Annotated in this window: 20 protein-coding genes and 1 rRNA gene; 13 read left to right on the top strand and 8 right to left on the bottom strand. The window is 71.2% G+C overall.

The genetic code is table 11. From position 1 onward, the window contains the following. Positions 1-349: 349 nt before the first annotated feature. A complete protein-coding gene (locus tag ACZ7G1_RS29700; protein WP_470880390.1) occupies positions 350-1,348 on the bottom strand; it encodes an inorganic phosphate transporter in 999 nt (332 codons plus the stop codon). 5 nt (positions 1,349-1,353) lie between these two features. Next, entirely contained in the window at positions 1,354-1,974 is a 621-nt protein-coding gene (locus ACZ7G1_RS29695; RefSeq protein WP_116159771.1) for a DUF47 domain-containing protein, read from the bottom strand. Positions 1,975-2,167: 193 nt separating this feature from the next. On the opposite strand from ACZ7G1_RS29695, the gene ACZ7G1_RS29690 reads away from it, so the two are divergent. After that, positions 2,168-2,527: a metal-sensitive transcriptional regulator gene (locus ACZ7G1_RS29690; protein WP_470880387.1), complete on the top strand. Its 360-nt coding sequence runs from the start codon at positions 2,168-2,170 to the stop codon at positions 2,525-2,527. A gap of 93 nt (positions 2,528-2,620) precedes the next feature. Here the strand turns inward: ACZ7G1_RS29690 and ACZ7G1_RS29685 are convergent, their stop codons facing one another. Further along, positions 2,621-2,806 (bottom strand): hypothetical protein, encoded by a 186-nt coding sequence (locus ACZ7G1_RS29685; RefSeq protein ID WP_470880386.1) that lies wholly within the window; start codon positions 2,804-2,806, stop codon positions 2,621-2,623. Positions 2,807-2,924: 118 nt separating this feature from the next. Then, positions 2,925-3,767 (bottom strand): SCO4651 family lipoprotein, encoded by an 843-nt coding sequence (locus ACZ7G1_RS29680; RefSeq protein ID WP_470880384.1) that lies wholly within the window; start codon positions 3,765-3,767, stop codon positions 2,925-2,927. A gap of 130 nt (positions 3,768-3,897) precedes the next feature. Here ACZ7G1_RS29680 and ACZ7G1_RS29675 point away from each other — a divergent pair, with 130 nt between their 5' ends. Then, the gene (locus ACZ7G1_RS29675; protein ID WP_470880382.1) at positions 3,898-4,056 is read left to right on the top strand and encodes a hypothetical protein; all 159 of its coding nucleotides are present in this window, start codon (positions 3,898-3,900) and stop codon (positions 4,054-4,056) included. A 106-nt stretch (positions 4,057-4,162) separates the two neighbouring features. On the opposite strand, the gene ACZ7G1_RS29670 is transcribed toward ACZ7G1_RS29675, so the two are convergent. Continuing rightward, positions 4,163-4,882 (bottom strand): phosphatase PAP2 family protein, encoded by a 720-nt coding sequence (locus ACZ7G1_RS29670; protein WP_470880380.1) that lies wholly within the window; start codon positions 4,880-4,882, stop codon positions 4,163-4,165. 210 nt (positions 4,883-5,092) lie between these two features. Next, entirely contained in the window at positions 5,093-6,073 is a 981-nt protein-coding gene (locus ACZ7G1_RS29665) for a C40 family peptidase (protein WP_470880378.1), read from the bottom strand. A 225-nt stretch (positions 6,074-6,298) separates the two neighbouring features. Between ACZ7G1_RS29665 and ACZ7G1_RS29660 the strand changes: the two genes are divergently transcribed. The 7 genes from ACZ7G1_RS29660 (at position 6,299) to ACZ7G1_RS29630 (ending at position 14,165) form a co-directional block, all read left to right on the top strand. Further along, a complete protein-coding gene (locus tag ACZ7G1_RS29660) occupies positions 6,299-6,871 on the top strand; it encodes a TetR/AcrR family transcriptional regulator (protein WP_470880376.1) in 573 nt (190 codons plus the stop codon). Positions 6,872-7,130: 259 nt separating this feature from the next. Then, on the top strand, positions 7,131-7,439 hold the full coding sequence (locus ACZ7G1_RS29655; RefSeq protein WP_017242359.1) for a hypothetical protein: 309 nt from the start codon (positions 7,131-7,133) through the stop codon (positions 7,437-7,439). 109 nt (positions 7,440-7,548) lie between these two features. Then, positions 7,549-8,385, top strand: a complete 837-nt coding sequence (locus ACZ7G1_RS29650; RefSeq protein ID WP_470880375.1) for a DUF8175 domain-containg protein — start codon at positions 7,549-7,551, stop codon at positions 8,383-8,385. Continuing rightward, on the top strand, positions 8,375-9,709 hold the full coding sequence (locus ACZ7G1_RS29645; RefSeq protein ID WP_470880373.1) for a hypothetical protein: 1,335 nt from the start codon (positions 8,375-8,377) through the stop codon (positions 9,707-9,709). The genes ACZ7G1_RS29650 and ACZ7G1_RS29645 overlap by 11 nt, the downstream gene beginning before the upstream one ends. Then, complete coding sequence (locus ACZ7G1_RS29640; protein WP_470880371.1) at positions 9,706-11,259, top strand: SCO6880 family protein; 1,554 nt, start codon at positions 9,706-9,708, stop codon at positions 11,257-11,259. The genes ACZ7G1_RS29645 and ACZ7G1_RS29640 overlap by 4 nt, the downstream gene beginning before the upstream one ends. Before the next feature lie 20 nt (positions 11,260-11,279). After that, the gene (locus tag ACZ7G1_RS29635; RefSeq protein ID WP_470880370.1) at positions 11,280-12,680 is read left to right on the top strand and encodes an ATP-binding protein; all 1,401 of its coding nucleotides are present in this window, start codon (positions 11,280-11,282) and stop codon (positions 12,678-12,680) included. Beyond that, positions 12,681-14,165 (top strand): type IV secretory system conjugative DNA transfer family protein, encoded by a 1,485-nt coding sequence (locus ACZ7G1_RS29630; protein WP_470880368.1) that lies wholly within the window; start codon positions 12,681-12,683, stop codon positions 14,163-14,165. It abuts the gene before it with no gap. A 63-nt stretch (positions 14,166-14,228) separates the two neighbouring features. Here the strand turns inward: ACZ7G1_RS29630 and ACZ7G1_RS29625 are convergent, their stop codons facing one another. Continuing rightward, on the bottom strand, positions 14,229-14,789 hold the full coding sequence (locus ACZ7G1_RS29625; protein ID WP_470880366.1) for a GNAT family N-acetyltransferase: 561 nt from the start codon (positions 14,787-14,789) through the stop codon (positions 14,229-14,231). A 155-nt stretch (positions 14,790-14,944) separates the two neighbouring features. On the opposite strand from ACZ7G1_RS29625, the gene ACZ7G1_RS29620 reads away from it, so the two are divergent. The 4 genes from ACZ7G1_RS29620 to ACZ7G1_RS29605 are packed head-to-tail and all read left to right on the top strand — an operon-like array spanning position 14,945 to position 18,567. After that, a complete protein-coding gene (locus ACZ7G1_RS29620) occupies positions 14,945-15,847 on the top strand; it encodes an ABC transporter ATP-binding protein (RefSeq protein WP_470880364.1) in 903 nt (300 codons plus the stop codon). After that, positions 15,844-16,626: an ABC transporter permease gene (locus ACZ7G1_RS29615; protein ID WP_470880362.1), complete on the top strand. Its 783-nt coding sequence runs from the start codon at positions 15,844-15,846 to the stop codon at positions 16,624-16,626. The genes ACZ7G1_RS29620 and ACZ7G1_RS29615 overlap by 4 nt, the downstream gene beginning before the upstream one ends. Before the next feature lie 13 nt (positions 16,627-16,639). Further along, a complete protein-coding gene (locus ACZ7G1_RS29610; protein WP_470880360.1) occupies positions 16,640-17,884 on the top strand; it encodes a sensor histidine kinase in 1,245 nt (414 codons plus the stop codon). Further along, positions 17,881-18,567, top strand: a complete 687-nt coding sequence (locus ACZ7G1_RS29605; RefSeq protein WP_470880359.1) for a response regulator — start codon at positions 17,881-17,883, stop codon at positions 18,565-18,567. Before ACZ7G1_RS29610 ends, ACZ7G1_RS29605 begins: the two co-directional genes overlap by 4 nt. Positions 18,568-18,616: 49 nt before the next feature. On the opposite strand, the gene rrf is transcribed toward ACZ7G1_RS29605, so the two are convergent. Further along, a 5S ribosomal RNA gene (rrf, locus tag ACZ7G1_RS29600) occupies positions 18,617-18,709 on the bottom strand; the annotation flags it as partial.

Raw genomic sequence — 18,709 nt, 5'->3', positions numbered from 1 at the left:
GTTTTGGCGGGCCTGTCCCACAAAAGGATCGAGGCCCCGCCCCCCCCACAGGGGACCCGGGCCCATTTCCGTACGCTTGTCCCGCCTGACTCCCGTCAGCCGAAGAACAGCTTCACGACGTAGTAGCTCGCCGCCGCGACCAGCGCCGCGGCCGGCATGGTGATACTGCATCCCCCGGGGGACGACCCCCGGACCCCCAGCAAGGCCGGGTGGCAGCGCCCGTCAGCCGAAGAACAGCTTCACCACGTAGTAGCTCGCCGCCGCGACCAGCGCCGCAACCGGCATGGTGATACTGCATCCCCCGGGGGACGACCCCCGGACCCCCAGCAAGGCCGGGTGCCGGCGCCCGTCAGCCGAAGAACAGCTTCACCACGTAGTAGCTCGCCGCCGCGACGAGCGCCGCAGCCGGCATGGTGATGAACCAGCCGAGGATGATGTTCTTGGCGACGCCCCAGCGGACCGCGTTGACGCGCTTGGTGGCGCCGACGCCCATGATGGCGGAGGTGATGACGTGGGTCGTGGAGATCGGCGCGTGGAAGAGGAACGCGGAGCCGAACATGATCGACGCGCCGGTCGTCTCGGCAGCGAAGCCCTGCGGCGGGTCCAGCTCGATGATCTTGCGGCCGAGCGTCCGCATGATGCGCCAGCCACCCGCGTACGTACCGAGCGAGAGCATCACGGCGCAGGCGATCTTCACCCAGACCGGGATGTCGTCGCCGGCCTGCTGGACATCGGCGATGACGAGGGCCATCACGACGATGCCCATGGTCTTCTGGGCGTCCTGCAGACCGTGGCCGAGGGCCATGCCGGCCGCCGACACCGTCTGCGCGATGCGGAAACCGCGCTTGGCCTTGTGCGGGTTGGCCTTGCGGAACAGCCAGAGGATCACGCACATCACCAGGTAACCGGCCACGAGACCGACGACCGGCGAGATGAACATCGGGATGACGACCTTGTCGAGCACCCCGCCCCAGATGACCTCCGTGCCACCGGCCAGCGCCGCACCCACCATGCCGCCGAACAGGGCGTGCGAGGAGGAGGACGGCAGCCCGAAGTACCAGGTCACCAGGTTCCAGATGATCGCGCCGACCAGCGCGGCGAAGAGGATGCCCATCCCCTTGTCGCCGTGCGGCGTCTCGATCAGGCCCTCGCTGACGGTCTTGGCGACGCCGCTGCCCAGGAAGGCACCGGCGAGGTTCATGACCGCCGCCATCGCGAGCGCGGCCCGCGGGGTCAGCGCACGCGTCGACACCGAGGTGGCGATGGCGTTGGCGGAGTCGTGGAAGCCGTTCGTATACGTGAAGCCGAGCGCGACACCGATGGTCACGATCAGAGCGAAGGTGTCCACGAAGCTCAGGACTCCTTGACCGCGATGGTCTCCACCGTGTTGGCCACGTGCTCGAACGCGTCGGCCGCCTCCTCGAGCACGTCCACGACCTGCTTGAGCTTCAGCACCTCGATGGCGTCGTACTTGCCGTTGAAGAGGTGGGCGAGCAGCTTGCGGTGGATCTGGTCGGCCTGGTTCTCCAGACGGTTGACCTCGATCCAGTACTCGGTGAGGTTGGCCATCGTCCGCAGGTTCGGCATGGCCTCGGCGGTCAGCTCGGCCGCGCGGGCCAGGACCTCGATCTGCTGCTCGACACCCTTGGGGAGCTCTTCGATGTTGTAGAGGACGACCAGGTCGACGGCCTCTTCCATGAAGTCCATGATGTCGTCGAGGGACGACGCGAGGGAGTAGATGTCCTCGCGGTCGAACGGCGTGATGAACGAGGAGTTCAGCTGGTGGAAGATCGCGTGGGTGGCGTCGTCGCCGGCGTGCTCCGCTGCCCGCATCCGCTCCGCGATCTCGGCCCGGGCGGAAGGCTCCGCTCCGAGCAGTTCCATCAGGAGCTTGGAGCCCGTGACGATGTTGTCCGCGGACGCGGCGAACATGTCGTAGAAGCTCGTCTCCCTGGGGGTCAGACGAAATCGCACGTGAGGTCCTCGGGGTGCTGGGTTTCGGTCAGGCTGATGCTAGGCGCATCATCCGGCCACGGCTAACCGGCGTCCTCTCAGTGTCGCCCATCAGGCACAGTGAACCGCACGGGCCCCCGCCGGGAACGGCGGGATCGGTACCATATACCCACGAGGGGTATACACCCCCTTATCTGGACAACGGGAGGACGCGATGACGACCACCGAGGCGGACCAGGTCACCCCCGACACCGTCACCACGGTCGAGCCGGCGGCCGACCACGGCCATGGCGTGCACGGCTACCACAAGCAGAAGGACGAGCACCTCAAGCGGCTGCGGCGGATCGAGGGCCAGATCCGCGGCCTGCAGCGGATGGTCGACGAGGACGTCTACTGCATCGACATACTCACGCAGGTGTCGGCGTCGACGAAGGCGCTCCAGTCCTTCGCGCTCCAGCTCCTGGAGGAGCACCTACGGCACTGCGTCGCGGACGCGGCGGCCAAGGGCGGCGAGGGCATCGACGCCAAGGTCGAGGAGGCCACCAAGGCCATCGCCCGCATGCTGCGCACCTGAGCCCCGCCGCGGGGCCGTACCCGCGCACCCTCCGGTACGGCCCTGAGATCCCGTACGGCCCTGACGGCCCGTACGGCCCCGACGGCCCAGCCGTCAGCAGGTCTCCGTGGTCCGTTCGGCGGCCACGCGCAGGATTTCGTCGATCCGGTCGGCGCTGAGCCGCTCGCCGTCCGCGGCGGAGGCCGCGATGATCAGGTCGCCGCAGAGTTCGATCTCGGCGAGGGCGACGCAGTCCGGGTCTGCGGGCACGGTTGCTGTACCGGGCGGGGCCACGCGCATCCACCTCTTCCTGCCGGCGTCGGTCTCCCAGCGGTCTCCCAGCGTAGGGACGAGGCCACGCACCGCGCATGACACGTCCGGACCATTTGCCGATGGTCCGCACGCCCACCCTCCCGGGTCAGGCCTTGATCTTTCCCTCGTAGATGTGGCGGCGGTCCGGCAGCGTCACCTCGACGGCCGCCCCGAAGCCGTACAACAGCGTGGTCGAGGCGACGGCGACCGTACGGCCCTGGTTGCGGAAGCTGAACTGGTGGCGCACCTTCCGCAGCCGCCCCTCCCGGTCCAGGTACGCGTCGAACGGCACCGTGTCCTTGGCGAACCCTTTCGCCGCCGCGGCGAGCGCACCCCGCAGCTGCGGCGAGGCCGCCCGGGCCGCGTGGGCGATGTCCGTGACCCCCCGGTAGTGGCCGACTTTCACCCCTGCCAGCTCGACCTCGCCGAGGTAAGTGACCTCCCGGGCACCCCGCAGCAGTTCTGCGGCCGCGCCGGGATCGGTGGCGCCGCCCGTGACGAGGTTGCCGTCGTCGAGGGTGGTGGTGTCGACCCTGACCCACTTGTCGGCGGGCACCCCGGCGCCCCGGTTCTTCATGTAGAGCGCGCCGGGGGTGAGCAGTTCGGTGATCGGCCGGTGCTCGCTCGCGCCCGCCGCGTCCTTCGGCAGCACCACCCGGAGCCGGCCGGTACGCCGCCGGAAGTCGTACGTGCCCTCCCCGCGGATCGTGACCCGGGTTCCACCGGCCGCCATCTCCATCGACGTGCTCGCCTTCGAGCTCCCGGCCTCGACCAGCCCGTCGGCGGCGTTCCGCACGGTGAGGAGGGGGTCACCCGCGGGCTTCGGGTCCTCCGGGGCCACGCACCCGGTCACGGCCACGGCTCCGGCGAGGGAGCCGACCAGGGCGGCGGTGACGGCGAACGCCCCGCTCCTGCGCCCCCGCGGACGCCCGTACGGCTGCACCACCATGTCCTGCCAACCCCCAACGCCTCACCGCTGTTTGCCCGGGACCCGCCCTCCCCGGGCCCCGCGGGCCCGGGGACACCCGATCCCCATAACGACGGTCCGGGCGTGCCGTCACGCGCAGTACCGTGGAGTCGTGCACGCGCAGGCCACGGCCCACACCACCACGACGACGGAGCGCGGCTCGTTCGCGCTGGCACGCTGCAGCTGCGGATGGACCGGCCCGGCCCGCAGATCCCGCGACCGCGCCCGTACGGACGCCGCGGAACACGCCCGGACCCACGAGAAGCCCTGAGACCGTGAAGCCCTGAGGCCGTACTCGCTCAGGGCACTCGCTCAGACCACTCGCTCAGGGCAATCGCTCAGGCCACTCGCTCAGGGCAATCACTCAGGCCACTCGCTCAGGCGGCGAGGTCGTTCTGGCCGTTGGCGGCCGGGCCGCCGAGCCGGGGCTCGGGGATGCCCACCGCCTCGGGGCGGCGCGCGCCGTCGGCCCGGCGGGAACGGACGAGCCGGGCGCCGGTCGCGGAGCGGGCGACGGCGGAGACCACCGGGGTCAGCAGGGCCAGGGCGAGCGGGGCGAGGAGCAGCGCCACCGCCGTGCCGAGGGCGAAGCCGCCGACGACGTCCGTGGGGTAGTGGACGCCCATGTAGACCCGGGCGAAGCCCTCGGCGAGGGCGAGCCCGATGGCGGCGAGGCCGAAGCGGCGGTGGGCGACGAAGAGGCCGACGCCGACGGCCATCGCCAGCGTGGCGTGGTCGCTGACGAACGAGAAGTCGGTCTTCCCGTCGACCAGGACGTCGAGGCCCTGGTGGTCCCTGAAGGGCCGTGGGCGCTCGACGAAGCCGCGGATGGGGATGTTGACCAGGAGGGCGATGCCGGCCGCCAGCGGGGCCCAGACCAGGGCGGAGACGGCCGCCACGGAGTCCGCCTCGGTGCCGCGCCGGCGGACGCTCCACCAGCACCACAGCACGACGAGGACCATCGCGAGGAGGATCCCGTACTCGCCGACGAATTCCATGACGCGGTCGAACCACGGGGGAGCGGCCTTGGCCAGTCCGTTGATGTCGTAGAGCAGGCTGACATCGGGGTTCGAACCGTCCGATGCGAGTACAGCCATCTCCTGCGGCCCCTTGCTCTCGTGTCTGTCGTCCAACCCCCGTGGTCAGCGTGGTCGGATCGGGGAACGAACCGCCTGAGGCATACGTTCCGCTCGCTCCGGTGGATCATGACGACGTTATCGAAGAGAGACGGCTCTCCGCAGCTCAGGGCCAGTGCATGACGGAGAGTTCCGGCCATGCCCCATACGCCCCGAAGGCCCCCTCCGGGGTCACGAAGGCGGGAGATGCGTGGGCAGCGCGGCCGCGCCCTCGGCGGTGACCCGGGTGGCGCCGAAGTAGTCCGGGGTGTCGATCCGGTCGAAACGGATCACCGCCCCGGTGCGCGGCGCGTCGATCATGTACCCGCCGCCGACGTAGATGCCGACGTGCCGGATCGCCCGCGAGTTGGTCAAGTCGTCCGAGAAGAAGACCAGGTCCCCGGGGAGCAGCTCCTCGCGCGTGGGGTGCGGACCGGCGTTGTACTGGTCGTTGGCGACGCGCGGCAGCTGGATGCCGACGCTGTCGTACGCGGCCTGGGTGAGGCCCGAGCAGTCGAACCGCCCGTTCTGCGCGGCCGTGCCCGTACCGCCCCAGAGGTACGGCGTCCCGAGCTTCCCCTGCGCGTAGTGGATGGCCCCCGCCGCCTGCCGCGAGGGATCGACCCGCCCCTTCGGCCGGGCGAAGCTCTTCTCCAGCGACCGGATGATGCGCACGTAGTTCTGGGTCTCGCTGATCGGCGGCACCCCGCCGTACTTGATCACCCGGTACGCGCCCGCGTTGTACGCGGCCAGCATGTTGCTCGCCGGATCCCCCGGCACGTTCTTCACATAGCCGGCCAGTTCGCAGTCGTACGAGGCGGCCGACGGGATCGCGTCCTTCGGGTCCCAGATGTCCCGGTCCCCGTCCCCGTCGCCGTCCACGCCGTGGCCGGCCCAGGTGCTCGGGATGAACTGGGCGATGCCACGGGCGTCGGCGGACGAGACGGCCCGCGGGTTCCAGCCGCTCTCCTGGTAGAGCTGCGCCGCGAGCAGCGCCGGATTGATGGCGGGGCACAGATTGCCCCAGCGCTGCACGAGCCCCTGATAGAGCGCCGGCACCGCCCCCTTGGCCAGCGCCACGGTGCCGTTCGCCGAACTGCCCGCGCCGCCCGCGAGACCCGCCGCCGCCGAGTACGTACCGACCACGAGCAGGCCGATGAAACCGAGGCACACCCCAAGGCTCCCGCCGGCCCACAGCCACGCCTTGCCAGCCCTACGCACCGTCAACCACCCCTCGGTTCATGGCAGTACGCCCCGGCACCCCAGTCTAGGCGGCGACCCCTCCCCTGGGGACGTTCCGCGACACCCCGATCACGCGCCGCCGCCGCGTTCGACCGGCTCCCCGGCTGGAACGAACGCTCTACTCACCCCGCCGCCACCCGCCCTACGCTCGCTCCCATGCAGACCAGCAGCACCCGCGACCGCATCGTCGTCGCCGCCTCGCGCCTGATCCGGCGTCAGGGATACACCGGCACCGGCATCAAGCAGATCGCGAAGGAGGCGGACGCCACCCTCGGCTCCGTCTACCACTTCTTCCCCGGCGGGAAGGAGGCCGTCGCGGTCGCCGCCCTCGCCCACGGCCGCGAGGAGTTCGCCGACCTGCTGCGCGAGGCCCTCGACGGCGAGGACGACCCCGCCGCCGCGGTCGACGCCTGCGCCTGCCTGCTGGCCCGCGAACTCCGCGCCTCCGACTGGAACGACGGCTGCCCCGTCACCGCCGCCGCCCTGGAGACCCTCGGCCCCGGCAGCCCCATCCAGCGCGCCTGCGCCGACGCCCTCTACTCCTGGCGCAATCTCATCGCCGACAAGCTCCTCGGCTGCGGCCTGCCCGACCCCGAGGCCCGCGACCTCGCCGCCACCGTCGTCCACACCCTCGAAGGCGCCCAGGCGTCCGCCCAGGTCACCCGCAGCGAGGAGCCCCTCCTCCTGGCGGGCCGTCACTTGTCGCGGCTGGTCGCCTCGTACACCTGACGCCGCCCCAAGAGTGCAACAACGACAATCATTGCCCGGAGTCACCCCCCGTGATACACAGAGTGACCATACGCTTCTTCGCATGAGAAACCGGCCACACCACCGCAGGTCAAGACGGTCAGACCGGTCAAGTGTGCGGGGATCGGGTAAAGAGAGCCGTCAAGCCGTCACACGTGAGCGGTTTCATCAGCGAAGATAGGGCGATGACCCATGCCGTCCGGCAGGGGCAGATAACTACCCAACAGGGGCGGTGAGTTACATGTACCTGGCGGCCGAGAAGGGCGACATCACCACCATCATCGGTGGAATCGCCCCGAACTGGGGACCTTTCGGGAGCCTCGGCGCCGAGGCCAAGATCATGATCGAGGTCGTGATGGCCGTGGCCATCCTGCTCTGCCTCGGCATCGCCATCTGGGGGGCGGCCAAGCAGCGCATCGGCGCGACCGCACTCCGCGACACGTTCAGCGCCGAACAAGGCAAGGGCCTCATCGTCGCCGGCCTCACCGGCGTCTTCATCATCGGATCACTCGGCACGCTGTTCACCATCGTGTACGGGATGGCCGTCTGATCTCCCGTCGGACCCCGTCCACCTGAGGCCTGTTGATGTCGCGTTCCCTGATGCCCAGTCATGTTGCAGCACTGCCGTACCCGCGAACGAGTGAGGGGGCGTACCCGGCATGAGTCCCGGCGACGAGCACGACAGCTTCGGCGGCGTGGGCGGCTCGGGCCAGACCCGGACCCGCCTGCCCGAGGGCAACAGCGGAGACGTCTACGGCGGCGCACCCCGCCGCCCCGTCCGCAGCCCCCGCTCCCTCCTCACCGTCGTGGGCGTGGTGGTCGTCCTCGTCGCCGCCATCGCCTTCGCCAACCGCGGCGGCTCCGACCCCGCCGACGCCGCCGACGCCGGCCCCCGCTCCACCCACCCCGCCCCCACCTCCCCCACCGGCATCCGCCCCGTCACCGGCAAAAACGGCACCATCCCCACCGGCTACCCCCACGACGACCAAGGCGCCCAAAGCGCCGCCACCAACTACGCGGTAGCCCTGGGCTCAGCGGAGATGTTCCAGGACGGCCCCCGCGAGGACATCGTGCGCGCCATCCACGACCCCGCCGTCGCCGACGACCTGCTCAAGCGCCTCGACACCTCCTACTCCGCCGACCTCATGGCCGGCATCGGCCTCGACGAGACCGGCACCGCCCCCTCCGGCATGACCTTCGTCTCCCGCACCATCCCCGTCGGCACCAAAATCCTCGACTACACGGAAACCACCGCGACGGTCGAGGTCTGGTGCACCGGCCTCGTCGGCCTGACCGGAGCGGGCTCGACCAGGCCCGTCACCTCCACCTGGTTCACCATCACGGAGAAGCTCGCCTGGGTCGACGGCGACTGGCGCGTCCGGTCGTCCAGCCAGAAAGAGGGACCGACCCCGGTCAACGGCGACAACCGGGCCTCCGTCGCCGACGAGATCGCCGAGGCCGTCCAGGGATACGGAGGCTTCACCTATGCCCGCTAGCCCGAGCCTGGCGGGCCGCGCGACGACCGCGCTCACCGCCGCCTTCCTCGCCGTACCGCTCCTGCTCGTCTCGGACGCACAGGCGGCCCCCACGCCGACCCCGACGGCACCCACGCCGTCCCCCACCCCGACCAGCAACGAATGCGCCCTCATCGTGGGGCAGGCACGGGAACTGTGCGAGAAGGGCCAGACCGGCGGAGCCGGAAAGGCGCCCGTCACCGACCCCACCACCGCCCTCGACCCCCTCTCCTCCCTAGCCCGCGGCTGCGCCGACGCCGCCATCGCCACCATCGACTACCTCTCGAAGGCGGTGAAGGAGACCGCTGACGTCGACTTCACGAACATGCAGTTCCTCGGCCGCTACGCCATCGTGTTCGCCGCCGCGACCTTCCTCACCCTGCTGCTGTGGCTGCTGGCCGTGGCGAAGCGGGCGATCAGGGGCGTGCCGCTGACCGTCGCACTCTCCGAGGCGATCGGCTTCCTGTGGCTGACGGTGCTGGCGTCGGCGTTCACCCCGCTGATCCTGTACACCGTCGTGAACGCCACCGACGCCGTCACCGAGGTCATCGCCTCCGGCACGGGCCAGCAGACCGACGTCTTCTTCGGCAGCTTCAAGCAGGCCCTGCAGAAGGGCGACAGCATCGGTGGCGGACCCATCATGCTGATCATCGTGTCGCTGGTGACCGTCCTCGCCGCCGGCGTGCTCTACCTGGAGCTGTTCCTCCGCGCCGTGATGCTGTACGTCGGCGCCCTCCTCGGCGTCGTCGTCTACTCCGGCCTCGTCGACAAGAACATGTGGGGCCACGTCCGCCGCTGGGCCGGCATCATGATCGCGGTCATCCTGGTCAAGCCGATCATCGTGATCGTCCTCGGCCTGGCCGGCGCGCTCTCCTCCGGCACCGGCCCCGACTCGTTCTCCGCCGTCGTCTCCGGCCTCGCGATCATCCTGCTCGCCATCTTCGCCTCCGCGATGATCTACCGCTTCGTCCCCGGCTTCGGCGACGAGATCGCCGCCTCCCGCAACAACCGCCTCCACCGCGCCGGGGAGAACGCGGCCGCCGCCGTCATCTCCTCCCCCGCCTCCCTCGTCTCCCAGGGCATCAAGACCCACAGCACCCGCGACAGCGGCGGCGCCCAAGGCGGCGCCCAGCCCGCCCGCGCCGCCAACCCGCTCTCCGGCGGCATGGCCGCCCACAGCAGCCGCGGCGGGAGCGGCGGAGGCGGCGGCGCCACCGGCGGCGCGACGCCCCCACCCCGTAGCAGCAGTCCCACCGCGGGTACCCCGCACAGCAACCGCAAGAACTCTGGAGGTGCAGGGCGTTGACGACCCAGTCCCAGCCGGTCGCGCCCCGCCGCACGTATCTCATCGGCCGCGCCCGGCCGAACGCGATCGTCGGCAAGAACCGCGAGACCGGCGAGATCGCCCTGATCATCGTCGGCGCCTTCCTCGGCATGATGAGCGGACTCCTCGTCCCCCTCCTCCCCCTGCGGATCGCGCTGCTCGCCGGCCTGCCGATGATCGCCATCGCCGCCGTGTACCTCCCGTACAAGCACCGCACGTTCTACAAGTGGTTCGAGATCAACCGCAGTTACAAGCGGATGCTGAAGCGCGGCACCGCCTACCGCTCCGTGGTCGTCGAGGCCGGCACCCGCCTGGACGGCCGCGAGGTCGAGGTCGGCCCGCCGCCCGGCATCGGCCGGGTCGGCTGGCTCTCCGCCCCCTTCGGCCCCGACGAGATCGCCGTGCTCCTGCACGCCGACCGCCGCACCGTCACCGCCGCCATCGAGATCGAGGGCCCCGGCGTCGGCCTGCGCGACAGCGAGGACCAGGAGGCCCTGGTCGACCGCTTCGGCACCCTCCTGAAGCACGTGGCCAACGGCGACGGCTTCGTCACCCGCCTCCAGATGCTGGCCCGCACCCTCCCCGCCGACCCCGACGCGCACGCTAAGGACGTCGGCCAGCGCGGCGACCCGCACGCGCCCGCGTGGCTCCAGGAGTCGTACGAACAGCTCCAGTCGATGGTCTCCACCTCCAGCGAGCAGCACCGCGCCTACCTCGTCGCCTGCATGCACTACACGCGCGAACTCGCCGCCGAGGCGAACGCCATGGCCCGCGCCGCCCGGCACGCCTCCGGCGCCCGCAAGCTCGACCGCGACGCCGGTCTCGCCGTCGTCATGGCCCGCGAGCTCACCGACATCTGCGCCCGCCTCGCCGAGGCCGACATCCGCGTACGCCAGCCCCTCGGCCAGTCCCGCCTCGCGTCCCTCGTGCACTCCATGTACGACCCGGACCACCCCATCGACCACATCCAGGCCATGACGAAACGAAACGCTTGGCCGGCCGAACTCGACGCGATGGAACCGACCTACCTCCAGGCCAAGACCCGCGAGTCCTCCACCCGCGCCCCCTGGTGCCACGCCACCGCCTGGGTGAAGGAATGGCCGATGACCCCCGTCGGCGTCAACTTCCTCGCCCCGCTCCTCGTCCACACCCCGGACGTCATCCGCACGGTCGCCGTGACCATGGACCTGGAGCCCACCGAGGTCGCCATCGAGCGCATGCTCACCGAGAAGACCAACGACGAGGCCGACGCCAGCCGCGCCGCCAAGATGAACCGCACGGTCGACCCGCGCGACATCGCCGCCCACGGCCGGCTCGACCAGCGGGGTGAAGATCTCGCCAGCGGCGCTGCGGGAGTGAACCTCGTCGGGTACATCACGGTGTCGTCGCGTTCGCCCGAGGCCCTCGCCCGGGACAAGCGCACGATCAGGGCCTCCGCCGGCAAGTCGTATCTGAAGCTGGAGTGGTGCGACCGCGAGCACCACCGGGCCTTTGTGAACACCTTGCCGTTCGCGACCGGCATCCGCCGCTAGGGCCGAAGGGGCACAGACCGATGCGAGATCCGCTGTCCGTCCTCACCGACGCCTTCACCGCCTTCGTCTTCGGGAAGGTGGAGACGACCCGCCTGCCCGTCCGCACCTCCACCGGACAGGCCCAGGCCGTCTACCTGCCGACCGCCGCACCCGGCCTCGGCGACTCCGGCGTCATCATCGGCCGCGAGGTCTACAGCGGGAAGGGGTACATCTACGACCCCTTCCAGCTGTACGGTCAGCAGCTCCCCGCCCCGCACTGGCTCGTCCTCGGCGAGTCCGGCAACGGCAAGTCGGCGCTCGAGAAGACGTACGTGCTCCGCCAGCTCCGCTTCCGGGACCGGCAGGTCGTCGTCCTCGACGCCCAGGGCGAGGACGGCGTCGGCGAATGGAACCTCATCGCCCAGGAGCTGGGGATAACTCCCATCCGGCTCGACCCGATGGTCGCCAACGACTCCGGCATCCGCCTCAACCCCCTCGACCCGTCGATCACCACGACCGGGCAGCTCGCCCTGCTCCGCACGATCATCGAGGTGGCGATGGGCCACGGCCTCGACGAGCGCTCCGGCTTCGCGCTCAAGGTCGCCCACGCCTACGTCACCGAGCACACCACCCACCGCCAGCCGATCCTCACCGACATCGTCGAGCGCCTCCGCCACCCGGAGGCGGAGTCCGCCGAGTCGATGAACGTCGACATAGACGATGTACGGGCCTGGGGCCTGGACGTCGCCCTCGTCCTCGACCGGCTCGTCGACGGCGACCTCCGCGGCATGTTCGACGGCCCGACCACGGTCGGCATCGACCTCGACGCGCCGCTGATCGTCTTCGACCTGTCCCACATCGACCGCAACTCCATCGCCATGCCGATCCTCATGGCGATCGTCGGCGTCTGGCTCGAACACACCTGGATCCGCCCCGACCGGAAGAAGCGCATCTTCCTCGTCGAGGAGGCCTGGCACATCATCAACAGCCCCTTCGTGGCCCAGCTGTTCCAGCGCCTCCTGAAGTTCGGCCGCCGCCTCGGCCTGTCCTTCGTCGCCGTCGTCCACCACCTCTCCGACGTCGTCGACGGCGCGGCCGCCAAGGAAGCCGCGGCGATCCTCAAGATGGCCTCCACCCGGACCATCTACGCCCAGAAGGCCGACGAGGCCCGCAACACCGGCCGGGTCCTCGGCCTCCCCCGCTGGGCGGTCGAGATCATCCCCACCCTCACCCCCGGCATCGCCGTCTGGGACGTCAACGGCAACGTCCAGGTCGTCAAACACCTCATCACCGAACGAGAACGCCCGCTCGTCTACACCGACCGCGCCATGACGGAGGCCTCCGATCCCTCCGTCGACCCGGAACTGGAATGGGAGACCGAACAGCGCGCGATCCTCATCGAGCAGCAGATGAACGGCTCCTCGCAGTCGACGGTGGCGTAGATGGACACGGAACGGAAGGGCGGAGGAGTCTCCGACGGGCTGCTGCTCAGCCTCTTCGGACTGCTCCTCTGCCTCACCGTCCTGGTGTGGGCGGCCACCGGCCTCGCCGGCCTGTTCGCCCACGGCGCCTGGCCGGCGGGGGTCACCTTCACCGGCACCCCCTCCGCCCTCCGCTCCCTCGCCACCGCCCCCACCGACCTCCCCGCGGCCTGGCCCACCGCCCCGCCCGAGCAGCTCTCCGGCTACGGCCTCTTCTGGGGCCTCCTCATCGGCGAAGCCATGATCCTTCTGGTCCTCGCCGTCTTCCTCCTCGGCACCCTCACCCGCTGGCGCGCCGTCCGCGCCCAACGCAAAGCCGGCACCTACCCGTCCCCCCACCACCAGCCCGAGCCCACACGGAAACCAGCGGAGCCCGTACGCAGAACGGCTGAGCCAGTACGGGGACCAGCGGAGCCCGTACGCAGGACAGCGGAGCCTGTACGGGAACCAGCGGAGCCCGTACGCAAGACGGCGGAGCCCGTACCCGTACCCGAAGCCGTGGAGCCCGTACGGCAAACCCCCGCGCCCCGCACCCTCTACGGCCCCCCGGAGACCCGCCGCCCCGCCGCCGTCCAGGCGATCCGGGACGCCGAGGGACCGGTGCTCGTCGTGACCTCGGACCCCGAGGTCTGGGCGGCGACCAAGGACGCGCGCGGGAAACTGGGCCCGGTCCTGGTGCACGACACGGGGCATCGGTGCGACACCCCGGCCCGGCTGCACTGGTCGCCGTCCGAGGGCTGTGAGGACCCGGCCGTGGCGCAGGACCGGGCGGCGGCGCTCCTCGCGCCGGTGCGGCCGCACTCGCGGCTCGACGCGGCGACGGCGGACACCGCTGAAACGCTCCTGCGCTGCTGGCTGCACGCGGCGGCGATCGACGGACGGCCGTTCCGGCAGGTGCACCGCTGGGCGCAGGGAGCGGGCGCGCACGAGCCGGTACGGATCCTGCGCGGCCACCCGAAGGCCGCCTCCGGCTACGCGGGACTCCTGGAGTCCGCGCTGACCGCGCACCCCGAAAGCCGGCGCATGGCACAGGAACTGACGGCGCGTGCGTTCGACGCGCTGTCGTCGGTGCACATCCGGGAGGCCTGCACCCCGCATCGAACGGATTCGCTGGCGCTCGCATCTTTCGTCGCCGAAGGGGGCACGCTCTACGTGGTGGGCGAGGCGATCGAGGACCCCCGCACCCACCCCGGCGCGATGCCGCTCCTCACGGCCCTCGCCGCAAGCGTGGTCGAGCACGGCCGCCGCATGGCCGCACGGTCATCCGACGGTCGGCTCGACCCACCAATGACCCTCGTCCTGGACGACGTCGCCGCCGTGGCCCCGCTCCCCGGCCTCCCCGAGCTCCTCGCCACCGGCCACCACCAGGGCCTCCCGACCCTGGCCCTGATGCGCTCCCCCGAACAGGCCCGCGCCCGCTGGCCGGAGCACTCCCTCAGCCACTGAAGCCCAGCCGAAGACCGGCCGAAGACCGACTGACGACCGGCTGAGGAACAGCCGACCCACGAACTACCCGCCCACCCGCACCATCTCGAACTCCAGCTCCTGCGCGCTCTCCTGCTCGTGCAGGGCGACCCGGACACCGGTGTCGGCGAAGCCGAGCCGGCGGTACGCGGACTGGGCCCGGACGTTCTCCGCGTGGACGTACAGCCGCACCCGCTCGACGTTCTGCTCCAGCGACCAGGACCACTCCGCCGCCGCCGCGAACAGCGCGTCGATGACGCCCGAACCGCGCGCCTCGTCGCGTACGAACACGCCGACGACGTGCGTCTGCTCGATCTTGGGGACGTCACCGAAGTACGTCTCGGTCCCGGCCCGCTCCACGAGCACGGACACCGTGCCGAGCCAGCGCCCGTCCGGGGCCTCCGCCACGAACTGGCGCACATGGCCGGGCCCGCTCTCCGAGGCCCCCTCGGTCCGCCCCTGCCAGAAGGAGTCGGGCTGCTGGGAGGCGGCCTCGTACGTCTCCATGAACGCGAGGTGCGCGACCGGGTCACGCAGCGCCACGAGCCGCAGCTCCCGCGCCTTCTCCCACTCGTCGGGACGGATGACACGTATCGAATAGTCCATGCCGAGCATCCTCGCCGTTCTCTCCGGGACCGACAAGGAATTTCCTGGTCAGGGCCCCGCGTAGGCCCCTCGTAGTACCCGGGTACCACGCGCGCGCGTCACCACCCGCCCGTGGTCGGACGAACGCGGCCCGCCCGCTCCCTAGCGTCGTGGACATGATCCGAGCAGAGAACCTCACCAAGCGCTACGGGGACACCACCGTCGTCAGGGACCTCAGCTTCACGGTCCACCCCGGGACCGTCACCGGTTTCCTCGGCCCCAACGGCGCGGGAAAGTCCACTACCCTCCGCATGCTCCTCGGCCTCGACGCTCCCACCCAGGGCCGCGCCACCGTCGACGGCCGCCCCTACGCCGGCCACCCGGCCCCGCTGACCCGGGTCGGCGCCCTCCTCGAAGCCCGCTCGGTCCACCCCGGCCGCTCCGCGTACCACCACCTGACGGCCCTGGCCCACACCCACGGCATCCCCCGCGCGCGCGTGGAGCGGGTCCTCGCCCTCACCGGTCTCACCCAGGTCGCCCGCAAACGCGTCAAAGGCTTCTCGCTCGGCATGGGCCAGCGCCTCGGCATCGCCGCCGCGCTGCTCGGCGACCCGGCCACCGTCGTCCTCGACGAACCGGTCAACGGCCTCGACCCCGAGGGCGTCCTGTGGATCCGCACCCTCCTCAGGTCGCTGGCCGCCGAAGGCCGTACGGTCCTGGTCTCCTCCCACCTCATGAGCGAGATGGCCCTGACCGCCGACCACCTGATCGTCATCGGCAAGGGCCGCCTCCTCGCCGACACCACCGTCGAGGAGCTCGTACGGTCCTCCGGCGGCGCCTCCGTCAAGGTCGTGACCCCCGAACCGGACCGGCTGCGCAATCTGCTCCCCGGCGCCCGGATCACCGCCGAGGCCCCCGACACCCTCCTCGTCACGGGCCCGGACGCCCCGGAGATCGGCCGCACGGCCGCCGCCCACGGCCTCCCCCTCCACGAACTGACCCCCCAGGCGCCCTCCCTGGAGCAGGCGTTCATGGCCCTCACCCACGACTCCGTCGAATACCAGGGAGCCCCGGCATGACCACCCCCGCGACCACCTACTCCCTCACCACGGCCCGCGTCCTCCGCTCCGAGTGGCACAAGCTGTGGACCGTCCGCTCGACCTGGATCACCCTCCTCACCGCCGCCGCGCTCGTCCTCGGCGTCGGCATCCTCATGGGCGCCACCTACACCTCCGACGGCGGCGACTCCGACGTCGACACCGTCGTCCTCACCCTCTACGGCTCCCAGCTCGGCGGCATCGCCCTCGCCGTCCTCGGCATCCTCGTCACCGCCGGCGAGTACGCGACCGGCATGATCCGCGCCACCCTGACAGCGGTCCCCCGCCGCCTCCCCGTCCTCGGGGCGAAGGCGGCCGTCTACACGGCCACCGTCTTCGCGGTCTCCCTCCTGACCGCCCTGCTGACCTTCCTCATGGCCCAGGTCCTCCTCTCCGACACCGACCAGGCCGCCTCCCTCACCGACGACGGCGTCCTCGCCGCCGTCGCGGGCAACGCCGCCGGCGTCACCCTCCTCGGCCTGATCGCCCTGGGCCTCGGCGCCGGCCTCCGCTCCGTCCCCGGCGCCATCGGCGCCTTCGTCGGCGGGGTCCTCATCGTCCCGGAGATCCTCGGGATGCTCCCGTACGAGGCGATGGACACCGTCGTCCGGTACTTCCCGACGCAGGCGGCCGGCGCCCTCGGCTCCTCGACCCCGCTCCCCGGCGCGGCCTCCCCCGCCGCCGCCCTCCTCGCCCTCCTCCTGTGGGCGGCGGCCGCACTCGCCGTGCCCGCGCTGTTGCTCAAGCGCCGGGACGTATGAGGATGATGACCAGGTGATCACGGAGCAGACACCCCAGCAGCCGGTGGCGACGGGCCCCAGCCGATACGCCCAGCGTCTGGTCGCCCGGACCCAGGCCTTCGACGCCCGCCGCCCCTGGCTCTGGGACGCGACGATCACCACCCTGTGGACGGTGGCGGCCCTCGTCGACGCGTCCGGCGGCTGGCGCACCACCGCCCGCGACCCGAACGTGCCGGTCTGGCTCGTGTTCACCCTGAGCCTCGCGCTCTCCGTCCCGCTCTACTGGCGCCGGCGTCACCCGATGGCCGCCCTGGCGGTGATGGCCGGCGCCGCCCTGGTCAGCGACGCCTCCGGCGCCTTCCTCCAGGCCTCCTACCTCCAGGCCCTCCCGCTCTTCCACATCGCGCTCAGCCGCCCGCCCCGCGCCCTGCCGTGGGCCTTCGCCCTGATCCTGCCGTCGCTCGTCACGGGCGCGGTCCGCTTCTCCGCCGAGTCCTGGGACCGGCGCGTCGTCCCCAGCCTGTGGGCCTACGCGCTGGTCGCCCTCCTCGGCATCGCGGTCCGCTCCCGCAAGGACCACACCGCCGCCCTCGTCGACCGCGCCCACCGCCTGGAGATCGAACGCGACCAGGAGGTCCGCCTCGCGGCCGCCGCCGAACGCACCCGCATCGCCCGCGAGATGCACGACATCATCGGCCACAACCTCTCCGTCATCACCGGCCTCGCCGACGGCGGCCGTTACGCGGCCGCCAAGAACCCCGAGCGCGCCGCCCAGGCCCTCGAAGCCATCGGTACGACGAGCCGCGAGGCCCTCGACGAACTCCGCCGCCTCCTCGGCGTCCTGCGCGACGACGAGGACGACGCCGTCCGCTCCCCCCAGCCCACCCTGGCCGACCTCGACACCCTGATCTCCGGCGTACGCAAGGCAGGCCTGCCGGTACGTTTCGACACCCACGACACCCCCACCGCGCGCCCCCTCCCCCCGGGCGCCCAGCTGACGGTCTACCGCGTCGTCCAGGAAGCCCTCACGAACACCCTCAAGCACGCGGGCCCGGCGGCGAAGGCCCACGTGACCCTCGCCCACACCCCCGAAGGGGTACGGGCCGACATCACCGACAACGGCCAGGGCGCCCCAACTCCCGGCCACGGCCAGGGACTCACCGGAATGCGCGAGCGCGCGGCCCTCTACGACGGCACACTCGAATGCGGCCCCCTGCCGACCGGCGGCTGGGCCGTACGGCTCCGACTCCCCCAGACCCAGAAGGACTTCCCCTCGTGACGACCGTTCTCATCGCGGACGACCAGCCGATGCAGCGTTTCGGCTTCCGCCTCCTCCTGGAGAGCCAGGACGACATGACCGTCGTCGGCGAGGCCTCGAACGGCACGGAGGCCATCCGCCTGGCCGACCGTCACCACCCCGACGTCGTCCTGATGGACATCCGCATGCCCGGCCTCGACGGAATCGAGGCAACCCGCCGCATCATCGCCACCGGCGCCCGCACCCGCGTCCTCATCGTCACCACCTTCGACCTCGACGAGTACGCCTACGAGGGCCTCCGCGCCGGCGCCAGCGGCTTCCTGGTCAAGGACGCCCAGCCCGAGGAACTCCTCGCCGGCATCAGAGCGGTCGCCAGCGGCGACGCCGTGGTGGCCCCCAGCCTGACCCGCCGCCTCCTCGACGCCTACATCCACCACCTCCCGCAGACATCGGCCCAGGCGGAACAAGCTCAGGAAGACCCCCAGGAGGACCCCCGCCTCACCCCCCTCACCGAACGGGAACGGGAAATCCTCAAGGTCGTGGGCCAGGGCTGGACCAACACGGAGATCGCCGAACGCCTCCACCTCGCCGAGTCCACCGTCAAAACCCACATCGGCCGCATCCTCGCCAAGACCGGAGCCCGCGACCGCGTCCAGGCCGTCATCCTCGCCTACGACACCCACCTGGTCACGACAAAGGGGTAAACGCAGAAAAGCCCCGCACCATAAGGTGCGGGGCTTTCCCACAATGATTGTTCGGCGGCGTCCTACTCTCCCACAGGGTCCCCCCTGCAGTACCATCGGCGCTGAAAGGCTTAGCTTCCGGGTTCGGAATGTAACCGGGCGT

It is taken from the genome of Streptomyces sp. NPDC037273 (genome assembly GCF_055603625.1).
This window is presented reverse-complemented; position numbering and strand designations above follow the sequence as displayed.